Annotated in this window: 23 protein-coding genes and 1 CRISPR repeat array; of the genes, 21 read left to right on the top strand and 2 right to left on the bottom strand. The window is 37.6% G+C overall.

Features of this window, described 5'->3' with window-relative positions:
• Nucleotides 1-65: 65 nt before the first annotated feature.
• The 20 genes from BM098_RS05950 (at nucleotide 66) to BM098_RS05855 (ending at nucleotide 20,735) form a co-directional block, all read left to right on the top strand.
• Nucleotides 66-248: a hypothetical protein gene (locus BM098_RS05950; RefSeq protein ID WP_089831417.1), complete on the top strand. Its 183-nt coding sequence runs from the start codon at nucleotides 66-68 to the stop codon at nucleotides 246-248.
• The gene (locus BM098_RS05945; RefSeq protein WP_089831416.1) at nucleotides 249-695 is read left to right on the top strand and encodes a DUF3284 domain-containing protein; all 447 of its coding nucleotides are present in this window, start codon (nucleotides 249-251) and stop codon (nucleotides 693-695) included. It abuts the gene before it with no gap.
• A gap of 45 nt (nucleotides 696-740) precedes the next feature.
• Complete coding sequence (locus BM098_RS05940) at nucleotides 741-1,826, top strand: DUF871 domain-containing protein (RefSeq protein ID WP_089831414.1); 1,086 nt, start codon at nucleotides 741-743, stop codon at nucleotides 1,824-1,826.
• Between the two features lie 85 nt (nucleotides 1,827-1,911).
• Entirely contained in the window at nucleotides 1,912-2,229 is a 318-nt protein-coding gene (locus tag BM098_RS05935) for a PTS sugar transporter subunit IIB (protein ID WP_089831412.1), read from the top strand.
• Nucleotides 2,230-2,298: 69 nt separating this feature from the next.
• The gene (locus tag BM098_RS05930; RefSeq protein ID WP_089831409.1) at nucleotides 2,299-2,622 is read left to right on the top strand and encodes a PTS sugar transporter subunit IIA; all 324 of its coding nucleotides are present in this window, start codon (nucleotides 2,299-2,301) and stop codon (nucleotides 2,620-2,622) included.
• A gap of 232 nt (nucleotides 2,623-2,854) precedes the next feature.
• Nucleotides 2,855-3,892 (top strand): N-acetyl-gamma-glutamyl-phosphate reductase, encoded by a 1,038-nt coding sequence (gene argC / locus BM098_RS05925; protein ID WP_089831407.1) that lies wholly within the window; start codon nucleotides 2,855-2,857, stop codon nucleotides 3,890-3,892.
• 27 nt (nucleotides 3,893-3,919) lie between these two features.
• Nucleotides 3,920-5,137, top strand: a complete 1,218-nt coding sequence (gene argJ, locus BM098_RS05920; protein WP_089831405.1) for a bifunctional glutamate N-acetyltransferase/amino-acid acetyltransferase ArgJ — start codon at nucleotides 3,920-3,922, stop codon at nucleotides 5,135-5,137.
• A gap of 13 nt (nucleotides 5,138-5,150) precedes the next feature.
• Nucleotides 5,151-5,939, top strand: coding sequence for an acetylglutamate kinase (argB, locus tag BM098_RS05915; protein ID WP_089831403.1), 789 nt, complete (start codon nucleotides 5,151-5,153; stop codon nucleotides 5,937-5,939).
• On the top strand, nucleotides 5,932-7,107 hold the full coding sequence (locus tag BM098_RS05910; protein ID WP_089831401.1) for an aspartate aminotransferase family protein: 1,176 nt from the start codon (nucleotides 5,932-5,934) through the stop codon (nucleotides 7,105-7,107). The genes argB and BM098_RS05910 overlap by 8 nt, the downstream gene beginning before the upstream one ends.
• Before the next feature lie 232 nt (nucleotides 7,108-7,339).
• Nucleotides 7,340-8,101, top strand: coding sequence for a CRISPR-associated endoribonuclease Cas6 (cas6, locus tag BM098_RS05905; protein WP_089831399.1), 762 nt, complete (start codon nucleotides 7,340-7,342; stop codon nucleotides 8,099-8,101).
• A complete protein-coding gene (gene cas10, locus BM098_RS05900; RefSeq protein ID WP_089831397.1) occupies nucleotides 8,094-10,373 on the top strand; it encodes a type III-A CRISPR-associated protein Cas10/Csm1 in 2,280 nt (759 codons plus the stop codon). The genes cas6 and cas10 overlap by 8 nt, the downstream gene beginning before the upstream one ends.
• A 1-nt stretch (nucleotide 10,374) precedes the next feature.
• Entirely contained in the window at nucleotides 10,375-10,830 is a 456-nt protein-coding gene (gene csm2, locus BM098_RS05895; protein WP_089831396.1) for a type III-A CRISPR-associated protein Csm2, read from the top strand.
• 13 nt (nucleotides 10,831-10,843) lie between these two features.
• Nucleotides 10,844-11,512 (top strand): type III-A CRISPR-associated RAMP protein Csm3, encoded by a 669-nt coding sequence (gene csm3, locus BM098_RS05890; protein WP_089831394.1) that lies wholly within the window; start codon nucleotides 10,844-10,846, stop codon nucleotides 11,510-11,512.
• Between the two features lie 2 nt (nucleotides 11,513-11,514).
• Entirely contained in the window at nucleotides 11,515-12,414 is a 900-nt protein-coding gene (csm4, locus tag BM098_RS05885) for a type III-A CRISPR-associated RAMP protein Csm4 (protein WP_089831393.1), read from the top strand.
• A gap of 16 nt (nucleotides 12,415-12,430) precedes the next feature.
• Nucleotides 12,431-13,453 (top strand): type III-A CRISPR-associated RAMP protein Csm5, encoded by a 1,023-nt coding sequence (csm5, locus tag BM098_RS05880; protein WP_089831390.1) that lies wholly within the window; start codon nucleotides 12,431-12,433, stop codon nucleotides 13,451-13,453.
• Between the two features lie 16 nt (nucleotides 13,454-13,469).
• On the top strand, nucleotides 13,470-14,744 hold the full coding sequence (gene csm6, locus BM098_RS05875) for a type III-A CRISPR-associated CARF protein Csm6 (RefSeq protein WP_159430125.1): 1,275 nt from the start codon (nucleotides 13,470-13,472) through the stop codon (nucleotides 14,742-14,744).
• Nucleotides 14,745-14,818: 74 nt separating this feature from the next.
• Nucleotides 14,819-16,150, top strand: a complete 1,332-nt coding sequence (gene csm6 / locus BM098_RS05870; RefSeq protein WP_089831386.1) for a type III-A CRISPR-associated CARF protein Csm6 — start codon at nucleotides 14,819-14,821, stop codon at nucleotides 16,148-16,150.
• A gap of 29 nt (nucleotides 16,151-16,179) precedes the next feature.
• Nucleotides 16,180-17,088, top strand: a complete 909-nt coding sequence (cas1, locus tag BM098_RS05865; RefSeq protein WP_089831384.1) for a type II CRISPR-associated endonuclease Cas1 — start codon at nucleotides 16,180-16,182, stop codon at nucleotides 17,086-17,088.
• A gap of 2 nt (nucleotides 17,089-17,090) precedes the next feature.
• On the top strand, nucleotides 17,091-17,396 hold the full coding sequence (cas2, locus tag BM098_RS05860; RefSeq protein ID WP_089831382.1) for a CRISPR-associated endonuclease Cas2: 306 nt from the start codon (nucleotides 17,091-17,093) through the stop codon (nucleotides 17,394-17,396).
• 123 nt (nucleotides 17,397-17,519) lie between these two features.
• Nucleotides 17,520-18,983: direct repeats of the CRISPR family, unit length 36 nt; unit sequence AATCGATACCTATACCCCGATTAAGGGGACGAGAAC.
• Nucleotides 18,984-19,616: 633 nt separating this feature from the next.
• Nucleotides 19,617-20,735: a GntR family transcriptional regulator gene (locus tag BM098_RS05855; RefSeq protein WP_089831380.1), complete on the top strand. Its 1,119-nt coding sequence runs from the start codon at nucleotides 19,617-19,619 to the stop codon at nucleotides 20,733-20,735.
• Between the two features lie 60 nt (nucleotides 20,736-20,795).
• Here BM098_RS05855 and BM098_RS05850 read toward each other — a convergent pair whose 3' ends face one another.
• Nucleotides 20,796-21,197, bottom strand: coding sequence for a secondary thiamine-phosphate synthase enzyme YjbQ (locus tag BM098_RS05850; RefSeq protein WP_089831378.1), 402 nt, complete (start codon nucleotides 21,195-21,197; stop codon nucleotides 20,796-20,798).
• A 110-nt stretch (nucleotides 21,198-21,307) separates the two neighbouring features.
• Between BM098_RS05850 and BM098_RS05845 the strand changes: the two genes are divergently transcribed.
• Nucleotides 21,308-21,685, top strand: a complete 378-nt coding sequence (locus BM098_RS05845) for a RidA family protein (protein ID WP_200795835.1) — start codon at nucleotides 21,308-21,310, stop codon at nucleotides 21,683-21,685.
• 111 nt (nucleotides 21,686-21,796) lie between these two features.
• On the opposite strand, the gene BM098_RS05840 is transcribed toward BM098_RS05845, so the two are convergent.
• Complete coding sequence (locus BM098_RS05840) at nucleotides 21,797-22,978, bottom strand: MFS transporter (RefSeq protein ID WP_089831374.1); 1,182 nt, start codon at nucleotides 22,976-22,978, stop codon at nucleotides 21,797-21,799.
• Nucleotides 22,979-22,993 lie beyond the last annotated feature (15 nt).

Below are 22,993 nucleotides of genomic sequence, written 5' to 3'. Positions count from 1 at the left end.
AGCATCAAAAAGCCAGAGGAACAAGGGCTAGATAAGATATGGCATAAATAAAAAGGATGTTGAACATGGGGAAATGGGGCTTATTTTTTCTTAGTATTGGTTGTTTAATGATTATTTTTGCAGCAGATGCCAAAAGTGGCACCTATGACTTTTTGAGTTTAGTCACAGCAGGCTTTTTAATCGTATTAAGTATTGTGATGATCAGAAAAGAAAAACAACATAAATTATCAAAAGATCAGGTGGAGTAAATGGAACTTTCAAAAAAACTAAATGTCCCGGTTGAATATTTTTATGATATGATTGTTCGCTCAGTATTAGCGGATATAAAGCAGCAAACAAATCAAAATGTAACCGAAGCAGCATTAGTGGACTTTCAGTATACTAAAACATTTTCTAAATCGGCATCAGCCACAGTTGAAATTACAGCACTCATTAAAAATGAATACTATGAATATCGAACTAACAGTAATAAAAATAAATTTACTGTTGCTTATAAAATGCATCCTATTGATGAAACAACATGTGAATTACATTACTCTGAAGTGGTAGAAACAAATGGTGGATTCATACAGAAGTTAAACGATGCTTTTGTTGGGGTGGTCTGGTCATTTTTGAAAAAGAAAAAGTTTAATGAGATGTTAAAGCAAATTGAGGCAACCTATAGAGGGCAACAAAAGACACACACTACAGCTTAACGATTTGATTAATTAGAATAATAATCACCAAAAAGGAGCATGCATATGCGGAGGATTGGCGTCTCACTCTACTTATCTAAAAGTACATTTGAAGAAGACCGAGCTTATCTTGATTTAGCCAGAAAGTATGGCTTTACGAGAATCTTCACAAGCTTACTAGAAATTGAAGGCGATACGACGGAAGTCATTAATAAATATAAACGGACCATTGATTATGGAAATTCTATTGGTATGGAAACAATATTAGATATTAGCCCAAGTCTATTTAAGCAATTAGAGATCGGTTACGATGACTTGAGCTTTTTTAACGAATTAGGTGCTTCGGGTTTAAGGCTGGATCTAGGATTTACTGGTTTAGAAGAAGCGATGATGACAAAGAATCCTTACGGATTAAAAATTGAAGTGAATATGAGTAGTGGTACAAAATACATTGATAATATTATGAGTTATCACCCAAATACAGATCATTTATGTGCATCCCATAACTTCTACCCACAAAAATATACAGGTATTTCTCAAGAACATTTTGAAGATACTACAGCAACCTTTAATAAATATCATTTAACGACAGCTGCATTTGTTACGTCGCAAGTTGGTGAATTAGGTCCATGGCCTGTACAGTTAGGTTTATGTACTTTAGAAAGTCACCGATTCTTAGATATTCAAACGCAAGTCACACATTTTCGTTTAATGGGCACGATTGATGACTTAATTATCGGAAATGCCTATGCGTCTGAAGAAGAATTAAAAGCAATGTCAGAAGCTTTCTTCTCCCCACATCCATTGTTACCAATGGAAAGTTACGATGGTTTATCAGAAGTAGAAAAGAAAATCTTATTTGAAGAAACACACGTATTCAGAGGAGATCGCTCGAAGTATCTGGTTCGTTCAACAGCAACACGTATTAAATATAAAGCAGAAGATTTCCCGGTGCGTGACGTTCAGCAAATTGATAAAGGTGACGTCATTATTGGAAGCAACGACTTCGGTCAATATAAAGGCGAAACGCAAATTGCGCTAGCTCCTATTGAAAACGAAGGTGAACGGAATGTCGTCGGTGTCATTAAAAAAGACGCGATATTCTTATTAGATTACTTAAAACCTTGGTCAAGTTTCCGTTTAGTCGAATAATTATGTGTTTATGCCATAATAAACTAGTAACGTTCAATGATATGAACGTGAAATAAGAAGATAATATTTTAGGAGGTTTTTTAAGATGAAAACAATTTTATTAGTATGTTCAGCAGGTATGAGTACAAGTTTATTAGTAACAAAAATGCAAAAAGTAGCAGCAGAGCAAAATGTTGAATCAGATATTTCGGCAGTATCAGCATCAGAAGTAGATCAAACGTTATTAGAAAAAGATATTGATGTACTCTTATTAGGACCGCAAGTTCGCTATATGAAACCTCAATTTGATAAAAAGATGGCAGGAAAGAATATTCCAGTTGATATAATTGATATGAAAGATTATGGCATGATGAACGGTGTAAACGTATTGGCACAAGCGATTAAATTAATCGACAATAAATAATTATCAGTTACATCACTTGCTATGTAAAACCTAGAAAACAGATAAACAATATTGAAGGGGCGAACTAAAATGGAAGAAAACAGCATTGAAATGATTTCGTTTCAAATTATTAGTAACGTAGGAACAGCAAAAAGTTTAGTAATGGAAGCACTTAGTGCCGCAAAGTCAGGTAATTACGATGAGTCTGAAGAGAAGCTGAAAGAAGCTGATCAATACTTTGTTGAAGGACACAAGGTGCACGCGTCACTTATTCAAAAAGAAGCGGCGGGTGAGCCAGTTGCATTCTCTATGTTGTTTATGCACGCAGAAGATCAGTTAATGAGCACAGAAACCATTGCCACACTCGTAAAAGAAATGATAGAGATGTATAAAAAGATTGAAAGAATAAATTAGAACAGCAACCTTCATTATATGAGGATTCGTATTACCTCTTCTTAGCGTTTGGTCAAGATGACTGAACAAAAAGAAGGGGTTTTTCTATGTGGTTTTATACGTAAAATACGAATAAATATTCAATTAAATAACTTTTATACGATGAAATAAAGAAAAAGGTTGTATAAAAATACATAATGAAGTATAATAATTAATCACAAAGAGGAACGGATTTTAAGAGGAGGAAATGAAGATGAACGTAGGTATTGTTGGAGGAACAGGTTACGGGGCGGTTGAATTAATGCGCTTTTTAACCAACCACCAAGCGGTAGAGAACATCCATCTTTATTCGCAATCAAAACAAGGCACGCCGATCAGTGAGGTGTACCCACATTTGGCATCGATCATTGATAACCCTATGGAGGAGCTAACGGTTGAACACGTGGCTGAACATATTGATGTGCTCTTTTTTGCGACACCACCAGCGGTTAGTCATCAGTGGGTGCCTGCTTTATTAGAAACAGATGTTAAAATCATCGATTTATCAGGTGATTTTCGCTTAAGTGACCCAGCTGTTTATGAAGCTTGGTATAAAAAAACAACTGCCAGTGAAGCGTATTTAAAACAAGCGGCCTTTGGCCTTGCGGATGTCTATCCAGAGAAAATTAAACACGCGCAGCTAATCGCTAACCCAGGTTGTTACCCAACCGCAACATTACTCGGTTTATTACCTGTTATAGACCAAGATTTTATTGATCCACAGTCGATTATTGTTGACGGGAAGACGGGTGTCTCTGGGGCTGGACGGTCTTTATCACAGGGCATGCACTATGCTGAGATGAATGAAAATACGCGAGCGTATGCAATTGGAACACATAAGCATACGCCGGAAATCGAACGTTTTTTATCTGAAAAGACTGAAAAATCAATTTATATTAACTTCACGCCACACGTCGTACCGATGACACGCGGTATTTTAGTCACTATGTATGTGAATGTAACTAAAAATGTGAGTGAAGCGGCGATTAGGGAACGATTCATATCGTTCTATCAAGACCGTACCTTTGTCAGAGTGAAGCCGAGTCACAGTCTACCGGAAACAAAACAAGTGTATGGCTCTAATTATTGTGATTTACACATCACCGTTGATGAACGAACCAAACGTCTGATTATTGTATCAGTGATTGATAACTTAGTAAAAGGGGCATCAGGACAAGCGATTCAAAATATGAATCTGATCTATGATTTAGATGAAACAGAAGGATTAAATCTTAGTCCGCTGTATCCATAATTCATGTGAAAGGGGATGGGCAAATTGATGACGACATTAAAAAAAGGCTTCACAATAATAGAGGGTGATATCGCAACCCCAACGGGGTTTGAAGCAGGTGGCTTACACGCTGGGATTAGAAAAAAGAAATTAGATTTAGCTTGGCTGTATTCAGATGTCCCCGCTGTGGCGTCTGGGGTGTATACATTAAATAGTTTTCAAGCAGCACCACTAAAAATTACCCAAGAAAATATCAAAATAGATGGTAAAATTCAAGCGCTCGTTGTTAATTCTGGGGTGGCTAATGCTTGTACCGGAGAACAAGGAGATAAAGATGCAGTAAAAATGCGAGACTTAATGAGTGAGCAGTTTGGTGTATTAAAACATCATGTTGCTGTTGCCTCAACGGGTGTGATTGGAGAATTATTGCCGATGGATAAAATTGAAGCGGGTATTAATAAGATGAACCGACAGACACAAACGAGTGATATGTTTGAAACGGCGATTCTTACAACAGATACAAAAGAAAAGCGGGCGGCGGTTCAAATTGAAATTGAAGGTAAAACGGTAACGATTGCAGGTGCAGCTAAAGGTTCTGGAATGATTAACCCGAATATGGCAACGATGCTGAGCTTTATCACGACGGATGCCAATATTGAAAAAGAAGCTCTTGATCAATCGTTAAAAGCGATCACAAATCAGTCATTTAATATGATCACCGTTGACGGGGATACATCAACTAACGACATGGTGCTTGTACTAGCAAATGGCAAGCAACAACATACTCCACTAACAGCTGAACACACAGATTACGCACTGTTTGAAGAAGCACTCACGTATGTGTGCCAAACCCTCGCCAAAGAAATCGCCAGAGACGGGGAAGGCGCAACGAAACTAATCGAAGTCCATGTAACAGGGACCGCACATGATGAAAGTGCCCAAAAGATAGGGAAAGCCGTGATTTCATCTAACTTAGTCAAAACAGCGATTCATGGTGCGGATGCCAATTGGGGGCGGATTATTACTGCCGTTGGATATAGCGGTGAACCAATTGATCCCAATCAGGTCAGTGTAAAGCTAGGTGAGATGATGGTTGTCAATCACGGTGTACCGGTCGTCTTTAGTGAAGACGCGGCAAAACAATATTTACAACAAACTGATGTCACTATTGATGTGAGTGTCGGTGAAGGCCCAGGTGAAGCATACGGCTGGGGTTGTGATTTAAGTTATGATTATGTCAGAATAAATGCGTCTTACCGGACGTAAAGGAGGGGTTTTTATGCAGACGATCGTGTTTAAATGTGGTGGTAGTATTGTCGATGCGTTACCGGAATCATTTTTTGAGATGCTTGGTACCCTAAAAGCAACGCATGACGTTGCACCTGTAATTGTGCACGGGGGTGGCCCGATGATTTCTTCAAAATTAAAACAATTAAATGTGACGTCAACCTTTGTCGATGGTTTACGGGTGACAACAAATGAAGTACTAGATGTTGTTGAAATGGTCTTAAGTGGGGCTGTCAATAAACAAATTGTTCGTAAGCTCTCAGTTTTTAACGATAAGGTTGTGGGCATAAGCGGGGTCGATGGTGGCTTACTCAAAGCTGTCCCGGTGACAAAAGTTGATCAAATTGGTTATGTCGGAGAGGTGACTGATGTGAACCATGACTTCTTAACGACCTTAACAACAAATGGTTACATACCGGTTATTTCACCATTAGCACTTGGAACTGACGCGCAGCGTTACAATGTCAATGCCGATATGGCCGCAGCTGCGATTGCCGATTGTTTATCAGCCCCACTCCTATTTATTAGTGATATTCCAGGTGTGAAACAAGATGAACGTATCCTTAATCATTTATCTCAGCAAGAGATTGAGTCGTTAATTGAAGCGGGGACAATTTATGGTGGAATGATTCCAAAAGTCCAGTCTGCGCTTGAGGCCTTAGATAAAGGGGTACCAGAAGTGGCGATTGTCAGTGGATTAGAGGAAAGGGCAATCCATCAATTCATCGCTGGAGAAGCTGTTGGTACGCGGATTACATTAAGTGAGGTGGCTTATGTCTAATACAACAACGATCAGTCCGTTAATGGAAACGTATGGCCGTTTTCCGATTACATTAACGTACGGAGAAGGGTCATATGTTTATGATGATGCGGGGATTAAATATTTAGATTATACGGCTGGCATTGCGACGTGTAATTTAGGTCACCGGCCACCAAGTGTCAAGCAGGCGGTTGAACACCAATTAAATAACTTGTGGCATGTGTCTAATCTTTATCATATTCAACCACAAGAAGCACTAGCAAAGCTGCTAACTGAACATACGGTCTTTGATCAAGTGTTCTTTGGTAACAGCGGAGCAGAAGCGAATGAAGGCGCGATTAAGCTCGCCAGACGCTACCAACAAAAAATAAAAGCAACGAACCGATATGAGATTGTGACCTTTAAACAATCGTTCCACGGCCGTACACTGGCAACATTAAAGGCAACAGGGCAAGAAAAAATTCAAGACGGATTTACGCCGCACATGCCCGGTTTTCGTTATTTACCTTATAACGATAAAAAAGCGCTGGATGATTTAATCCATGACGAGACAGCGGCGGTTATGTTAGAGCTGACCCAAGGGGAAGGCGGAGTTATTCCTGCTGAGGCGGCGTGGGTGCAAGCCTTAGTTGAAAAGTGTCAACAAGCAGGCGTTCTCATCATTGTTGATGAGATCCAGACCGGCGTCGGCCGGACCGGTACGCTTTACTTATATGAACAATATAGCTTTGAACCAGATATTTTAACGTCCGCTAAAGGGTTAGCTTCAGGTTTTCCGATCGGGGCGTTACTGGCAAAAACGGAGGTAGCTAAAGCTTTCTCAAAAGGCACGCATGGCTCAACCTTTGGAGGCAATCCGCTGGTGACAACGGCAGGACTTGCGACTTTACAAGCCATACTTGAGCCTGGCTTTTTATCAGAAGTGACCCAAAAAGCCAATAACTTTGTAACTGAACTAAACAAAATAAAAGAAGCAAGTCAAAAGATTAAAGCTGTCCGCGGAAGTGGGTTTTTAATTGGTTTAGAATTAGTCGAACCAGCGATTGATTATGTGAATAAGGCAAGAGAAGATATGCAGACGTTGTTTGTGATGGCCGGACCTAATGTAATGAGGATCTTGCCACCATTAACGACGACAGAAGAAGAAATGAATAAAGCGCTCCGCGTGATTCATGATCTTTTTGTCTAAGCGGATAAAAGTATAAACAAGCACCACTAGCATGATATATAGAGTATTTATAAAGATAACTCTATATGTATATACTATTTGTAAAAGCATACCTCTACAGTGGGAAATCTGTAGAGGTATGCTTTTGGTTTTGTATGAAAAAAAGCAATTTTCTGACGAAAAATTGGACATGGATTTCCATTTACGTGTATACTAAGGGTAACGTTTATCTTTGGGGAGTGATGACTATTTGATGAAAAAGATTATTTTAAGATGTGAAGATAGTACTAATAAGAGGGACAATAAACTAGGTGTTTATTTTCAAGGATGGTTATTACATCAATTACCAAATGAAGTGGCAACTGCTCTCCATGAATCAATAATCAAGCCTTACACAATATCTGTGAAGCAAAAAAATGGTATGGCTGAATTCATTGTAACAGTGTTAAAAGATGACCTTATTCAAGAGGTTGACAATGTGCTACTTAGTGATGGTCTAAATGCTATTTATCTAACCTCTTCAAAACAAAAGGAGTTTATGATTAAAGAACGTGTAGTCAAAGTTCTTACAGAAAAAGATTTGAGCCAAACATTCTATCAAGTGGATGCGGTGAAAAAATATGGACTTGAATTTTACACATCTACTAGTTTTAAAGTAGATGGAGAATATCATTTTTTCCCAGACTTAAGGTTAATCTATCAAAGCTTAATGAGAAAGTATAATGTGATTTTTGAGAATAATAACCATGTTGATCAAGATTTATTAAATGAATTAGTAGCTAAAACAAAAATAGTGAGTTATCGTGTGCAATCAACCTATTATCCTATACATAAGTCCTTTATACCTGGCTTTACTGGCACTATTAAGGTAAGTTGCTTTGGTAATCAAACGTTGGCCAATTATTTAAACATGTTACTGAGGTTTGGCAGTTATGCTGGGGTTGGTATAAAAACAAGTATGGGAATGGGAGCGATTGAATATCAAGAGATAAAGAAAGGAGATAGACATGGATAATAAACTTCTAGATTTATTTTATGGTTCGATCTTGCATGATGTCGGTAAAATGGTGCAACGCTCAACACAACAGCGAATCAAGCATTCAAAAATAGGAGCGGATTTCATGCGGAAATTCGAACCTGATAAAGCTGTGCTCGACCAAGTGTCATATCACCATTATCAAGAACTAAGTCAATCTAATGTCGAAGATGACAACTTAGCTTATATTACATATCTAGCTGATAATATAGCGAGTGGCGTTGACCGACGTGAACATAATGAACAAGTTAATCAACAATGGGATGCGAAAACAAACCTTGAAGATGTCTTTAATAAATTTGGAACAGCACCAACAAAGAGGTTTTTCCAACCGAAGGAATTAGATTTAAGCATGGATAAGTTATTTCCTGTAGAGTCAAAAAAAGAATTTTCAAGTGCGGATTACGGTGGTATCGTTCGTCGTTTAGAAGAGTCCCTAAAAGTGATGGCGTTTACAAAAGAATATGTCCAGAGTACGTTAAATCTTTTAGAAGCAACGGCAAGCTTTATTCCGAGCTCAACAAATTTAAAAGAAGTTGTTGATATATCACTATATGACCACTTAAAGATGACAACGGCGTTTGCGAGTTGTATTTACTTATACTTAGAGGAACAACAAGAAACGAATTACAAGCAGACTTTATTTAAACAAGCTAAAGAATTTTATCAAGAAGATGCCTTCTTACTCGTTAGCTTTGACCTTTCAGGTATTCAAGATTTTATTTATACAATCGCGAGTAAGGGTGCGCATAAGCAATTACGTAGTCGTTCCTTCTACTTAGAAATGATTAGTGAATATTTAGCTGATACATTGTTATCGGAAATGTCACTTTCTCGTGCTAATCTTATTTATTCTGGTGGGGGACATGCTTATTTCATTTTACCTAATACTACTGAAGCAAAAGAAAAAATTGAGTCTGTTGAAGCAGCATTCAATGCCTTTTTCTTAGAAAAATATTCAACGGCTTTGTATGTCAGTTTTGGTTACACAACTTTTCATGCGAGCCAAGTAATGAAAGGTAATACGAATGAAGTTTATCGCAAAATTTTCAAAGAGGTGTCTGAAGAAGTCTCTTCAAAAAAAATATCAAGATACTCAGCTGAGACGATTCAACAATTAAATGGCGGTGGAAAAAAAGCAGGACGCGAGTGTGTGATTTGTCATACGGTTGATCATCTAAAAGCGGATGAGGATAAATGTTACCTCTGTGATCAATTAGAATCATTTTCTCGAAATGTGCAATTAGGAGAATATTTTGTTGTGAATACTAAAAAGCAAGATGGGTTACCAGTGGGTCCTCATGCCTATTTGCATCGCACAACAGAACATGAAATTAAAAACCGTCAGGTAGATGGATATGTTTATGCTAAGAATCAATTCAATACAGGTGAAAACCAAGCGACACATTTGTGGATCGCTGACTATAATGCTATTGAAAGCAATCAGTTTAGTGATTATGCTAACCGAGAGTGGACAAAGGTCAATGGAGAAATTGAAGGTATCAAGCGTTTAGCTGTTTTAAGATGTGATGTTGATGATTTAGGTTATGCCTTCATGGCAGGCTTTTCTCACCAAGATAATGGGATTTATAACACCTTTACTCGCACTGCCGCTTTCTCAAGAAGTATGAGCATGTTCTTTAAGCTGTATATCAACCTCTTCGCAGAAGAGCTAAAGCTAACCATTGTTTATGCAGGTGGCGATGACGTCTTCTTATTAGGCGCATGGGATGATGTGTTAGATTTTGCGGTTGAATTTAGAGAACACTTCAAAAAATGGACGCATGACAAATTAACACTTTCAACAGGCATTGGCCTGTTTCATGACAAGACTCCTATTAATATTATGGCGCGCATAACAGGTGACTTAGAAGAAGCAGCGAAAAGTAATGGGAAAGATAGTATTACGTTGTTTTCTGAAATTCACACCTTTAAGTATGATACGTTTGTTGAAGATGTTTACTACGGTAAATTACCGATTATTAGAGACTTTTTCAATCAACAAGATGAACGTGGAAAAGCGTTTATTTATAAATTAATTGAATTAATTCGGGATCGAGATGAAAAAGACCGAATTGCTTTTGCAAGATTAGCTTATTATCTAGCTCGCTTAGAGTCTACAGCAAAAGACAAACAACTTTTTGCGACATTTAGAGATAACATGAAAGATTGGTTTGATGATGCGGAGCAAATTCGTCAAGCCGAACTTGCTTTAACATTATATGTATATGAAACAAGAAAGGATGGATAACATGGCAACTTATCAACAACCTAATCATGGACACTCCTCGAGACCTCAGCTAAATAGGGTTGATATTCATTTTAAAGAAGAAACTTATGTATCAGAAGCAGAGGAAGTAATTAAAGAGTTAGAGAAGAAGAATTTTAAAGGTGGACCCAAAAAAGAAGATGTATTAACAACGAGTCAATTGCGTCACTTATTAAGTTTAACTAGTGTTATTTATACGGAAGCGCAGTCTTATGATTTTGATCAGATTATCGATCGTTTAGCTTACTTGCGTGTACAGTTTGTGTATCAGAGTGGTCGTAATGGTGGAGTGAAAAAACTCATAGAACTAGCGGATATTTTGACGCTATTAAAGCGTGTTCAAGATAATAAAGATAAAAAAGAATTGATTCGTTTTTGTCGTTACATGGAAGCGTTAGTTGCTTATTTTAAATACTATGGTGGTCGTGACCAATTATAGAAAGGAGATTACTATGAATAACTTTGCGAAAATTAAATTAACAGGAGCGATTGAATTATTAAGTGGTTTACATATTGGAGGAAGTACGGCATTTGCCGCTATTGGCGCAGTAGACTCACCTGTAGTAAAAGATCCTATTTCTAATCTACCGATTATCCCAGGATCTAGCCTGAAAGGTAAAACACGTACGTTACTAGCACAAGCTTGCAACACTAAAGTGGCAGATAATCCAAATGCTGATAGTCCGAAAATCACCCGATTATTTGGGGCAACATCAGGCGGAGGAGATAATGGCGCGCAACTAATTAAAGGCCGATTGTTGTTTAGAGATGCTTTTTTATCAAATAAAGAAGCATTAAATGAACGTGGTGTGAGAACATTTACTGAGACGAAATTTGAAAATACTATCAATCGTATCACCTCAAAAGCTAAACCACGTCAGATTGAGCGTTCTATTAAAGGAAGTACGTTTAATTTTGAACTTATTTATGAAATGAATAATGTAGATGAAGTAGAAGAAGATTTCGAAACAATTGTTGCTGGTCTAAAGTTACTGGAATTAGATTATTTAGGCGGAAATGGTAGCCGTGGTTACGGGAAAATTAAATTCAATGATTTAAAAGCGGAGACGGTCTTTGGAACATATGATGTATCGAAACTGAATGCGAAATTGGAGGGATAAGAATGACAATCAAATTATACAAAATGAGTTTTGATCATGCTCATTTTGGTGAAGGTCATTTAAATGAAAGTCATGACGCATTTGATTCAGGCCGTCTGTTCAGTGCATTGTTTATCGAAGCGCTTAAATTAGGAGAAGCGGATGCATTTCTTAAAGAAGCTAATAAAGAAACTTTTGTGTTGAGTGACGCATTCCCTTATATAAATGATGAGCCTTATCTTCCTAAGCCAATTGGTTATCCAAAACATAAAGAAGACAGTGGAAAAGATCTCAAAGAAGTGAGACGACAAGCAAAACAAGTGAAAAAAATAAACTATATTCCATGGCATCAGTTTGATGATTTTTTACAGCAACGAGCCAGTATCGAAGAAATTGCACAGGCGCAAAAACAGTTAGAAACGCATGAACCGGTAATGAAAAAAGGAGAAGACCCGTTTGAGGTTGGTATGACAGCTTTTAAAGCATCACTATATGTCATAGCATCAGAAAGTGTGTTATTTGATCTGTTAATGGAAAGTCTCCAATACAGTGGTATAGGTGGAAAACGGTCAGTAGGCTATGGGCAATTCATATTAGAAAAACAAGACCTTCCTAAAGAATTTTTAAGTAGGTTGCAAGCAAAGGATGCTCAAGCAGAGCTGCTATTATCAACTAGTGTTCCGACGGATGAAGAGTTAGCGGGTAGTCTTGAAGGTGCTTATTATATGATTAAGAAATCGAGTGGCTTTACCTACAGTGAAAGTGTAGGGAATCAATTACGAAAACAGGATTTATATAAATTTAAAGCAGGCTCAACTTTTAAGCGATCGTTTACAGGTAACATCAGAGATGTAAAACCAGACGATTTTCCTCATCCGGTGTGGAATTATGCTAAAGGCTTCTTCTTTGCACTTAATATTTAGATAGGGGGATTATACGGTGAAGCAAAATAGAAAGCGTTATGAGTTCAAATTACTTACCATGGCCCCAGTGCACATAGGAAGTGGTGAGCATTATACGCAAAAAGAATATATTTACGAAGGTGGACAATATTACTTTCCAGATATGGTTAAGTTGTATCAAGTGATTGAGCAGCGAGGTGCTAAAACGGTTGAAGCATTTGAATCCTTTCTAATGCAAGGTGGCAATCGTAATCACTATAAAACCCCGCGCTTGGCACAATTTCTAAAAGAACATCACATTGATCGCCGAGACTTTTCTGGGTATAAGATAGCTGAAACAGGTTTAGAGTTAGTCGCAGAAAAAAATACACCTAAAGGAAATATAAATGAGATAACGAGTTTTATGAAAGACCCCTACGGACAGGCGTATATTCCTGGTAGTAGTTTAAAAGGGGCGATTCGAACGATATTGGCTAATGAACATTTTAAAACAGATGTTGTCCCTTGGGGATCAAAAAAGAACGAGCCTTACAACGATGTGTTCCATAATATACGGGTGACAGATAGTGAGCCTATAGCTTCTTCTGATCTGATTTTAGCGCAAAAATGGGATTATTCGGTACCTAAAAAGAAACCAAATCCATTACCAATATATCGTGAGAGTATTAAGCCGTTTGTTAGAGTATCTTTTGAGATAACAGCCGTTGGTGATGAGGCTATTGACCTCATTGATCGATTAGGCAAGTTATCGCAACAACATTATAAGCATTATAAGGAATATTTCTTATCCACCTGTCCTAAAAACTTCGTGCAAGACAACGTACAATATCCTATCTACCTTGGATCTGGCAGTGGCTTTTGGACAAAGACAATCATTAACATAGATAACCCTGAAAGACGTCGTTGTTTAACAGAGATGAAGGGAAAGGGTATGTTTAAGCTAACTAAAGCTAAAAATAAAACATTTAAGACACCTTCAGGTAAAAAGAACTTGATTGGAAATCAAGACGATTTTTATGAGATGGGAAAATGTAATTTCATTTATAAAGAAATCGAGTAAGAGGGGGGATAATTTTGTGGCAACATTAATCTCTTGTGTAGGGGATACAGACCCAATTAGAAATTATCATGATGGCCCGCTACTCCATATTGCGCGGGTCTATCGACCAGAAAAAATAGTGTTAATTCATTCGGAACGCTCCATTCTAAAGCATGATGCAATAGAAGCAGCGTTACAATCGATTGATGGGTACGATCCTATCGTCACACAAGATGCTACCGTTATATCTAATAAATCTGTATTTATTTTTGATACTATGTTTGATTTGTTATATCCCATTATTCATGCGTATTATCAGGACGAAGAGGCAGTGTTATTGAACCTTTCAAGTGGCACGCCGCAAATAATATCGGCCCTATTTTCAATTAATCGAATCAGTGGCTATAATGTCAGAGCCTTTCAAGTAGCTACACCTCAGTTTGCTTCAAATGAAGGAATTAAACATTCAACAGGGCAAGAAATTAGCGAGCTTATCGCAACAAATAAAGATCAATCAACAGATTTTCAAGTGCGTATTATTGAAGATAAGGGTGAGAAGTTCAATCAGGTTTTATTAATGCGTACATTTGCTGATTTAATTCAGGAGTACGATTATGAAGGTGCTTATCGGTTGTTGCTTAAACATAAATTAACAAGTAAAAAGAAACGCGCGACTATGATCAAGGCACTAGAGTCACTGCTCAACTTAGTAAAATTCCAAGAACCTTTGCCAGATGTGAATAAATCAGAGTTAAATGAACAAGAGAAAATTTTACTTAATGCCTTTTTATCTATTCAGTTACAGCATAAAAGGCAGCTTATTAGTGAAGTATTAATACGTACGAAAAATTTAGCCGAGGCTATATCGGAATATTATTTAAATGTGAAGTATCCTGATTTGATGGAATATCGCTATGAGAAATGGTATTTAAGTAAAAAAACACATCATGATTTGCATATATTTCTTGATGATGAAGCAAAAAAAGCCCGTGCCGATACGGGAGGGAATATTTCCTTTAATCCTGATAGTTATTTAAGTTTGCCAATCTATGTGAATATCTTTTGTTACCTAGAACCAGAATCTGTTATTTTGACTCATTTAAATAAAGTATTAGCGATAAATCATTTAAGAAATAAGGTCGCACATGGGTTTAAACCTTTGAATCAAAAAGAAGTTAAAGGTCAAAATATTTATGCAGCTTCACAGGGTTTAATTAAAGCAGCTTTAGACGTAGAAGACAAGTGGATGAACTATTTTGAGATAATAAATCATGACTTACTACAGCTTCTTGGTTACCGAGATAATCATTAAGCGATAAGGGGCACAACCTTATAGGTTAGTGCTTCTTATCTATTCACCGAAGTCGTTACGAGGGAGGGATACAAATGGTGGTATTATTTAGTCCGATTGGAAATAGTGACCCGTGGCGTAATGATAGAGATGGTGCCATGTTAAATATTGTTCGTACATATCAACCAGAATTTGTTAGGTTATTTTTTACTGAAAGTATATGGGAAGATAGAAAATATTCAAAAGGAACAGTGATTTTAGGTCACAAACATTTTGAGTGGGAAAAGATTATTCAGGCAGTATCTCCGCAAACGGACGTCGATCTTTGTATTGAGTCTATCGAAAAAGAACATGATTATGATAGTTATAAAGCTTGTTTTCACGCCCATATAACATCATTAATGAAACGTTATCCCGCCGATGAATTATTAATGAATGTCTCGAGTGGCACGCCACAAATGGGGGCAACATTATGTCTTGAATATGTTGCATATCCTGATAATAAACGCTGCCTACAAGTGAGTACACCGATGAACAATAGCAATGCCAACACTAAATATGCCACGCCTGCTGATCAAGAAATAGATCTTGACATTGTGAATGAGGAAGAGAATGGATTTCTATCGCGTTGTGCGGAAATTGATATTTTATCATTTCGAGAAATAATTGTAAAAGGTCAGTTGAGTAGTCTTATTGATAACTATGACTATAATGCTGCGTTCTTCCTGATTGTTCAAAATTCATCACTTCCTCATGCCAATCAAATAAAAAATGAACTGAAGACATTAAGTGAAAATATAAAAATGCATCGAGTATTTGATGAGATTCATGCTGAATATCCTGGTCGTAAAAATGAAGCTTTACGGCTTGCATTAACACATTGTCTTTTACTCAATATGCGGTATAAAAGAAGAGATTACGCTGAGACGTTGATAAGAGTGAAGTCAATAGCTGAATTTATTACGGAACACTATATCAATAAACATTACCCAAAACTTATCCAATATCGAAAGTATAGAGGGCAACCTTCGCCCTTTTTTAACCGTCATTATTCCTCTAAATTCACTGAAGAGTATCAATCTTTCTTATCGAAGAAAGGTTGGGAATTGGACGATCGTAAAGTGCTAGGGTTTGTTAATTATTTTGATATTCTAAAATTACTTGAGGGTGATGGGATGGTGTTTAGTCACTTGAAAACAATTGAGATGATAAATGATTTACGTAACGGTATAGCACATCGTTTAGAAGAACTTTCGATGATTGATAACGGGCAGGCTGATGATCAGTTAGAAGTGAGGGATAAACTTTCTCAAGCGGTAAAAGCAGTTAATGCGCTACTTATACATGTTTATTCGAACATACAATCACATAACTTGAATTATTTTGACAATAAAAATGAAAGATTTAAAGCATTGTTAAATCACTGATTCGACTTATTTGAAATGGGGCGACGTCGATGAAAGATATTGTGTATGTAGAACACCAACATTATGTTTCTGTTCGCAAGAACAGTTTTCGATTGGTCAATCAAATCACAAAAGCAGAAGTATTTATTCCGATTGCTGATGTAGAATGGCTTGTATTTGATAATGAAAGAAGTTACTTTTCAAAGCGTGTGATTACGGTAAGTTTGACAGAGAACATAGGTATTCTATTTTGTGATCATAAACATATCCCGCAATCGGTCATTGTTAATGATTATGGTCATTCAAAAAAGTTAGAGCGGCTGATTAGTCAACTATCACTTCCTAAAAAAAATAAACAGCGTTTATGGAGAAAAATAGTGGTTGAGAAAATTATGAATCAGGCCGCGGTTATTGAATACATCGCAAAAAAGAAGCCTCAAGCAGATAAACTTAGACAAATTAGTAAAACGGTTGATCAAGGGGACCGGAAAAACCGAGAAGCATATGCAGCAAGAGAGTATTTTGTCCAGCTATTTGGTGAAGGGTTTAAAAGAGGACGTTATAAAGATGGGGTTAATGCCAGTTTAAATTATACTTATGCCCTTATCAGGGCGTTAATACGAAAAGAACTAGCATTCTTTGGATTAGAGCCTAGTATTGGTATTGAACATCATTCGAGTGAAAATCCTTTTAATCTTTCTGACGACTTTATTGAAGCATTTAGACCATTTGTAGATGCGATGATATATGAGAAGGTCTATTTAAATGATCGGGAAGAGTTGACGTTAGAAGTTAAAAAAGAATTACTAGAAATCTTCTTTGAAAAGTGCGTAATTGATGGTAAAATATATACATTGACCGATGCTGTTCGAGTATCGATTGAATCGTATATAGCTTGTCTTGAAAACAAAAGTTCGGCTCCATTGAAACTCCCTCGTTATATTGAAATGGGGCGATAACAATGATGCTTCTTGTATGTTTTGACTTACCAAGAGAAACTAAGAAAGAACGTAGACAAGCGGCTAAGTATCGTAAGCGTTTAGTTGAACTAGGTTTTTCAATGAAGCAATTTAGTTTGTATGAAAGAGAAGTTAAACAACAAGCAACGAGAGAACGCGTAATAGAAGTTCTTAAAGAAGAACTACCAGATACAGGTGCTATTACTCTTTATTTATTGCCAGATGATGTAAATGATAATCAAATAACCATCTTGGGTGATAAAGCAGTTAATAAGACATTTCGTCAGCCACGATTAAGATTCTTTTAAAATTCGGTCAAAAAACGGGCAGAGACCATATAAAGTTAGCACCTCATGCCTGTTTTTTGACCGATAAATAAACTTGTGAAATATTGATTTATCAACGCTTTCAGCTTTTTTATCACAAGCTCCAATCGATACCTATACCCCGATTAAGGGGACGAGAACTCTAGGTTTAAGTTCTCGATTTTAAATGTTCTCATAATCGATACCTATACCCCGATTAAGGGGACGAGAACCTTCAAACCGTCTTAGATCTCTTAGTTGTTTTCTGTAAATCGATACCTATACCCCGATTAAGGGGACGAGAACATCTAAACGTCTTATCTTAGCTAAGTTTAGTTTTCTAATCGATACCTATACCCCGATTAAGGGGACGAGAACCCCTTGCTGATTTACTCTCATAAATTCGTGAATGAATCGATACCTATACCCCGATTAAGGGGACGAGAACCGTTTTTGTACATCTCTATCATTGTTTTAATTTTGAATCGATACCTATACCCCGATTAAGGGGACGAGAACTAGTCCACGGCTCCCGCAATCAAATTCCCCGTCAAATCGATACCTATACCCCGATTAAGGGGACGAGAACCCCGTCCATTCTTGCTCCGATTGACCAGACACAAGAATCGATACCTATACCCCGATTAAGGGGACGAGAACAACGTCGCTAGTGATCTGATTTAATTTCACATACAATCGATACCTATACCCCGATTAAGGGGACGAGAACTAGTTTCATTACAAAGTGTGCTCCCTCCAACATCAATCGATACCTATACCCCGATTAAGGGGACGAGAACATTTTCAACATCTCCTCTGTTTTTGTTTTATTGCCAATCGATACCTATACCCCGATTAAGGGGACGAGAACAAGTCACTTCTTTTGTCATAAGTTTTCTCATTTGTTTCAATCGATACCTATACCCCGATTAAGGGGACGAGAACCTGCAAGGTAGTTTATATATCCCCTCATGTTGTCCAATCGATACCTATACCCCGATTAAGGGGACGAGAACGATCGATGTCGTTGCAACTATCTAATCTTGTTTTTAATCGATACCTATACCCCGATTAAGGGGACGAGAACTTGATTTTGTAAATGTCGCGATAGCCTACCGCACCTAAAATCGATACCTATACCCCGATTAAGGGGACGAGAACTTAACATGATTCCATCTCCTTTTAGTTTGCTAGGCAATCGATACCTATACCCCGATTAAGGGGACGAGAACACCTAAGTAAAAGTCTTTTACCTCGTCAAAGGTCATAACAATCGATACCTATACCCCGATTAAGGGGACGAGAACTGTAACACCCCGGTACAAAATACATGCTTGTGCGGAATCGATACCTATACCCCGATTAAGGGGACGAGAACTCCACTGCCTTAAGAGCTAGTGGCATGTTTCTGTAATCGATACCTATACCCCGATTAAGGGGACGAGAACATGTTACTTCTTTCGACATAATTTTTCTCATTTGTAATCGATACCTATACCCCGATTAAGGGGACGAGAACCATCATCTTTTATCATGCCCACATCTTACAATCGTAATCGATACCTATACTCCGATTAAGGGAGCAAAAGCTGTTTTGATGATAATTTAAATCTCAATATTTCATGATCTATTTTGATTGAATCAATAATTTAAAAGGGGCTGTTAATTCAATTGACAACCATTTTCTCTTGGGATTGAAGTGATTGTCACAAACTATGGACTTAATGGTGGCACTTGCTATTGATTAGAAAAAAACTAAGTAGACCAAGTACTATCAGCACTTGCGTTTGATTGTACGAGTGGAGGTGGGCCTGCTAATAATTTTGGGGACAAATTTAATTGTTGACAGATAGACATTTATAAAACAAAATTTTTGAAAAAAAACCAAGAAAAACCTTATTAAATAGAGGTTTTTCTTGGTTCTTTTAGTTTTAAAAAAGCTGATAAGTTCTGGTTTGTTGTGTTTATAATTATATCATTAGTAGTTTAGGGTATTAAACATACGTATAAGTATGCTACTTTATAATGAAACGATAGTAGATATTTAAAAAACCTCAAAGACATCAGTGCTAAAGAGGTTTTGGTGTGATGTTTATGTGACAATCAAGGTATGAACGGCATCGATACTTCATGAGTTTTAGCGCATTTCTGACTGATTTCAGATAAGTTTATGTTAAACTAAAAAGAAATTAATAAGTCAAAAGAATGTAAGAGGTGTAACTTATGCAGACAAAATACAGTATTGTTAAACAAGCGCTTAAATCAAAGATTCTAGACGGTACTTTTCAGCCTCATCAAAAAATCAGTTCAGAAAGTGAGTTAATGAAACAATTTGGTGTCAGCCGTCACACTGTTCGCTTAGCCATTGGTGAATTAGTGAACCAGGGATGGCTATACCGAGAACAAGGCGCAGGGACGTTTTGCGCGGATCGTTCAAAAGAAAAACAGTCTAAACGCATCAATCATCAAAAAAATATTGCGATTATGACGACGTATATTTCGGATTATATCTTTCCATCGATTATTCGCGGGGCGGAGTCTTACTTAAGTCAACAAGGTTATCATGTGAGTCTATTTAGTACGAACAATGACCATGATAATGAACGCCGGTTCTTAGAAAAGATTCTGACGCAACAGTTTGATGGTCTTATTGTCGAACCGACAAAAAGTGCAGTGAGTAATCCAAACATTAATTATTATTTAAACCTAGAGCGCCAAAACATTCCTTACATTATGATGAACGCTTTCTATGATGAACTCGAACCGCTAAGTATTACCTTGAACGATGAACATGGTGGGTTCCTGCAGACGGAGCACTTAATTGAACTAGGTCATACGAATATTTTAGGATTCTTTAAAAATGATGAAGGTCAAGGCTTAAAGAGGATGAAAGGCTATTTAAAAGCGCACCGTAAACACGGCCTAAATATTAACCCGAATCATATCATTCTGTATAACACAGAGGGGAAATACCACCACCCTCAAGCGGAACTTGAGAGATTGTTGGCGTTACCTGAAAAAGAACGGCCAACGGGGCTTGTTTGTTATAATGATGAACTGGCGATAGCCTTACTTGATATTGTACGTAAGAAAGGTTTAGCCATTCCTGAAGACTTATCGATTATTGGGTTTGATGACTCCTTCCTTGCGGAAGTCTCTGAAGTAAAATTAACGACAGTGAAACATCCGCAAAGTGCGTTAGGTAAAGTTGCTGCTAAGATGATTCTTAGCTTAGTAAAAGACCAAAGTGGTATGCAGAGAAAGAAACAAGAACCGGTTGAATCTGTTGTGTTTGATCCTGTGCTTGTGAAACGCTCATCTACAGCTAAACCGAGACATTAATGATTTTTTAAAAACTCATAATAATCCCCGTCCGACATAAAAATGGAGGTGGGGATTTTACTAACTTTGCATCACTTTCACGTGATAGGTGCGTTGTCTTGGCCCGTCAAATTCACAGAAGTATATTCCTTGCCACGTACCAAGGACAAGTCTGCCGCGATCAATGACAATCGTCTGGCTATGTCCAACAGTACTTGTCTTTAAGTGAGCGGCGGTATTCCCTTCCATATGACGGTCGCGAGTGTGCTCCCAAGGATAGACCTCATCCAAACGTCTTAAAAAGTCGGTTTTAACATCGGGATCAGCATTTTCATTCACCGTAACCCCCGCTGTAGTGTGCGCACTTGATACGATGATGATACCGTCACGAACACCTATATTTTTTACGTATTGTTCAATTGGCTCGGTAATTTCAATCATCTCGCTATGGTGATGTGTGGCTAAAGTGAATGTTTCAAACATAATAGACCCCTTTCGGTATGGATAGATTTTAAAATAGTTGTTACGGATAGTATACCAAATTAACTGAATTATGTTAAAATTTAAGGAATACTGACGAGAGGATGAGTCGATTGAAAAAAGAAATTCAAACAAATCATGCGCCACAAGCCATTGGTCCTTATTCACAAGCCATTGATGCCGGTGATTTAATCTTTATTTCAGGTCAAATTCCACTAAACCCTGAAACAATGGAAGTTGTTGGTGAGGATATTGTTGAACAAACGAAACAAGTCATGAAGAACTTACAAGCCATCTGTGAACAAGCGAAAGTATCCCTTGATCATGTCGTGAAGTTTACGATTTATGTGACCGATTTAAATGATTTTCAAGCACTCAATGACACGTATCGTTTATTTTTAAATGCGCCATATCCCGCACGTGCCACTGTGGAAGTGTCTCAACTACCTAAAGGTGTAAAAGTTGAAATCGATGCGATCGTAAAGAAATAACGACGCTGCTGTCATAAACGAATCATAATAAAGACAACAATAAGCCTGTCAGCTGACAGGCTTATTCGTATGCACTTCTTGTGATAGTTATCTTCATTGCTGCTTGCTAAACTATAAGCTATTAACCGTATACTCCGGATGGCGTTTAATCGCATAGATCATAATCAGAGCGCTGATTAAGAGTAAACTAGCGGTTGATAAAAAGACAGCGGAATAGCCTAAGCTTGCACTAATGGCTGCACCAAGCATTGGACCAATCATATTACCGAAAAAGCGTAAACTTGTGTTGTATCCTAACACTTCCCCTTGCATTTCGATTGGGGCTGCTTGTCTGATGTAGGCAATCCTTAGCGGGATTACCCCACCAATAAAGATCCCCATTAAGAATCGTAAAATAATCAGTTGCCATAAAGCTGTCACAAAACCACCAGGGAAATAGACAACAGCGGCGAGGATTAACATCACCGTCAATAACTTAACATAGCCATGACGGTCACCTAAACGACCGATACGTCGTGAAAACAGTAAGTTACCGAGTCCTGATGCGGAAAAAGCGAGTCCAGAGAAAAAGGCGATGTTTGCACTCCCATGTATCTCTCCGACAAATAGAGGCAAAATGGGTTGAATACTAAAATTCGCAATTTGCACAATCATCGACATCAACATAATTAACAACAAGACTGGCTGGCGTAAAATGTGTAGTAGCACTTGACGTGACGTATAACGCGTTTGATCGATCGCTGAATCTTCTTGTATTGTAAATTCTTTAATCCCAAATAAAACAAGTAAACTAGAGATAAATAAGACTAAACTAAGCCACTTAAATGTGGATTGATATCCGAATAAATCAGCTAAGATCCCGCCTAAGAGCGGTCCCATTAATGTACCGGTAATACTACCGGTTTGGAGTGTCCCGAGCACTTTACCAGCAACACGTTTCGATGTTTGTGTTGAAATCAAGGCTTGAGATAACGAGATAAACCCGGTGAAGACCCCCATAAATAAGCGTAAGAAAAATAACTGTAAGATGGACGTGACAAAACCCATTAATAAGAGTGATAAGCCAAGGCCAAAAGCGAACACGACGAGAATCGGCTTGCGCCCAATCCGATCGCCGACTTTCCCCCAAATTGGTGAGAATAAAAACGCACTCACAAATGTAATACTAAAAATGAAGCCTGACCACGTTTGGACATACTCATCAGAAAAGTTGCCTAGTGTGTCAATATACAAGGATAAAAATGGTTGAACCATCGTAATGCTTCCGGCAATAAAAAAGTTCGCAAACCACATGATGCTGACATTCTT

Source organism: Halolactibacillus halophilus (assembly GCF_900115605.1).
GTDB lineage: Bacteria > Bacillota > Bacilli > Bacillales > Amphibacillaceae > Halolactibacillus > Halolactibacillus halophilus.
The sequence above is the reverse complement of the archived record's forward strand: the minus strand, read 5'-3'. Positions and strand labels throughout refer to the sequence as shown.

Bases quoted from the DNA above. Each gene is read 5' to 3' on its own strand.
- csm2 (WP_089831396.1), top strand. From the start codon at position 10,375: ATGGCAACTTATCAACAACCTAATCATGGACACTCCTCGAGACCTCAG.
- cas1 (WP_089831384.1), top strand. From the start codon at position 16,180: ATGAAAGATATTGTGTATGTAGAACACCAACATTATGTTTCTGTTCGC.
- cas2 (WP_089831382.1), top strand. From the start codon at position 17,091: ATGATGCTTCTTGTATGTTTTGACTTACCAAGAGAAACTAAGAAAGAA.
- cas10 (WP_089831397.1), top strand. From the start codon at position 8,094: ATGGATAATAAACTTCTAGATTTATTTTATGGTTCGATCTTGCATGAT.
- BM098_RS05945 (WP_089831416.1), top strand. From the start codon at position 249: ATGGAACTTTCAAAAAAACTAAATGTCCCGGTTGAATATTTTTATGAT.
- BM098_RS05850 (WP_089831378.1), bottom strand. From the start codon at position 21,197: ATGTTTGAAACATTCACTTTAGCCACACATCACCATAGCGAGATGATT.
- BM098_RS05950 (WP_089831417.1), top strand. From the start codon at position 66: ATGGGGAAATGGGGCTTATTTTTTCTTAGTATTGGTTGTTTAATGATT.
- csm3 (WP_089831394.1), top strand. From the start codon at position 10,844: ATGAATAACTTTGCGAAAATTAAATTAACAGGAGCGATTGAATTATTA.
- BM098_RS05935 (WP_089831412.1), top strand. From the start codon at position 1,912: ATGAAAACAATTTTATTAGTATGTTCAGCAGGTATGAGTACAAGTTTA.
- csm6 (WP_089831386.1), top strand. From the start codon at position 14,819: ATGGTGGTATTATTTAGTCCGATTGGAAATAGTGACCCGTGGCGTAAT.
- argJ (WP_089831405.1), top strand. From the start codon at position 3,920: ATGACGACATTAAAAAAAGGCTTCACAATAATAGAGGGTGATATCGCA.
- BM098_RS05940 (WP_089831414.1), top strand. From the start codon at position 741: ATGCGGAGGATTGGCGTCTCACTCTACTTATCTAAAAGTACATTTGAA.
- BM098_RS05930 (WP_089831409.1), top strand. From the start codon at position 2,299: ATGGAAGAAAACAGCATTGAAATGATTTCGTTTCAAATTATTAGTAAC.
- BM098_RS05840 (WP_089831374.1), bottom strand. From the start codon at position 22,978: ATGTGGTTTGCGAACTTTTTTATTGCCGGAAGCATTACGATGGTTCAA.
- BM098_RS05910 (WP_089831401.1), top strand. From the start codon at position 5,932: ATGTCTAATACAACAACGATCAGTCCGTTAATGGAAACGTATGGCCGT.
- cas6 (WP_089831399.1), top strand. From the start codon at position 7,340: ATGAAAAAGATTATTTTAAGATGTGAAGATAGTACTAATAAGAGGGAC.
- csm4 (WP_089831393.1), top strand. From the start codon at position 11,515: ATGACAATCAAATTATACAAAATGAGTTTTGATCATGCTCATTTTGGT.
- argC (WP_089831407.1), top strand. From the start codon at position 2,855: ATGAACGTAGGTATTGTTGGAGGAACAGGTTACGGGGCGGTTGAATTA.
- argB (WP_089831403.1), top strand. From the start codon at position 5,151: ATGCAGACGATCGTGTTTAAATGTGGTGGTAGTATTGTCGATGCGTTA.
- BM098_RS05855 (WP_089831380.1), top strand. From the start codon at position 19,617: ATGCAGACAAAATACAGTATTGTTAAACAAGCGCTTAAATCAAAGATT.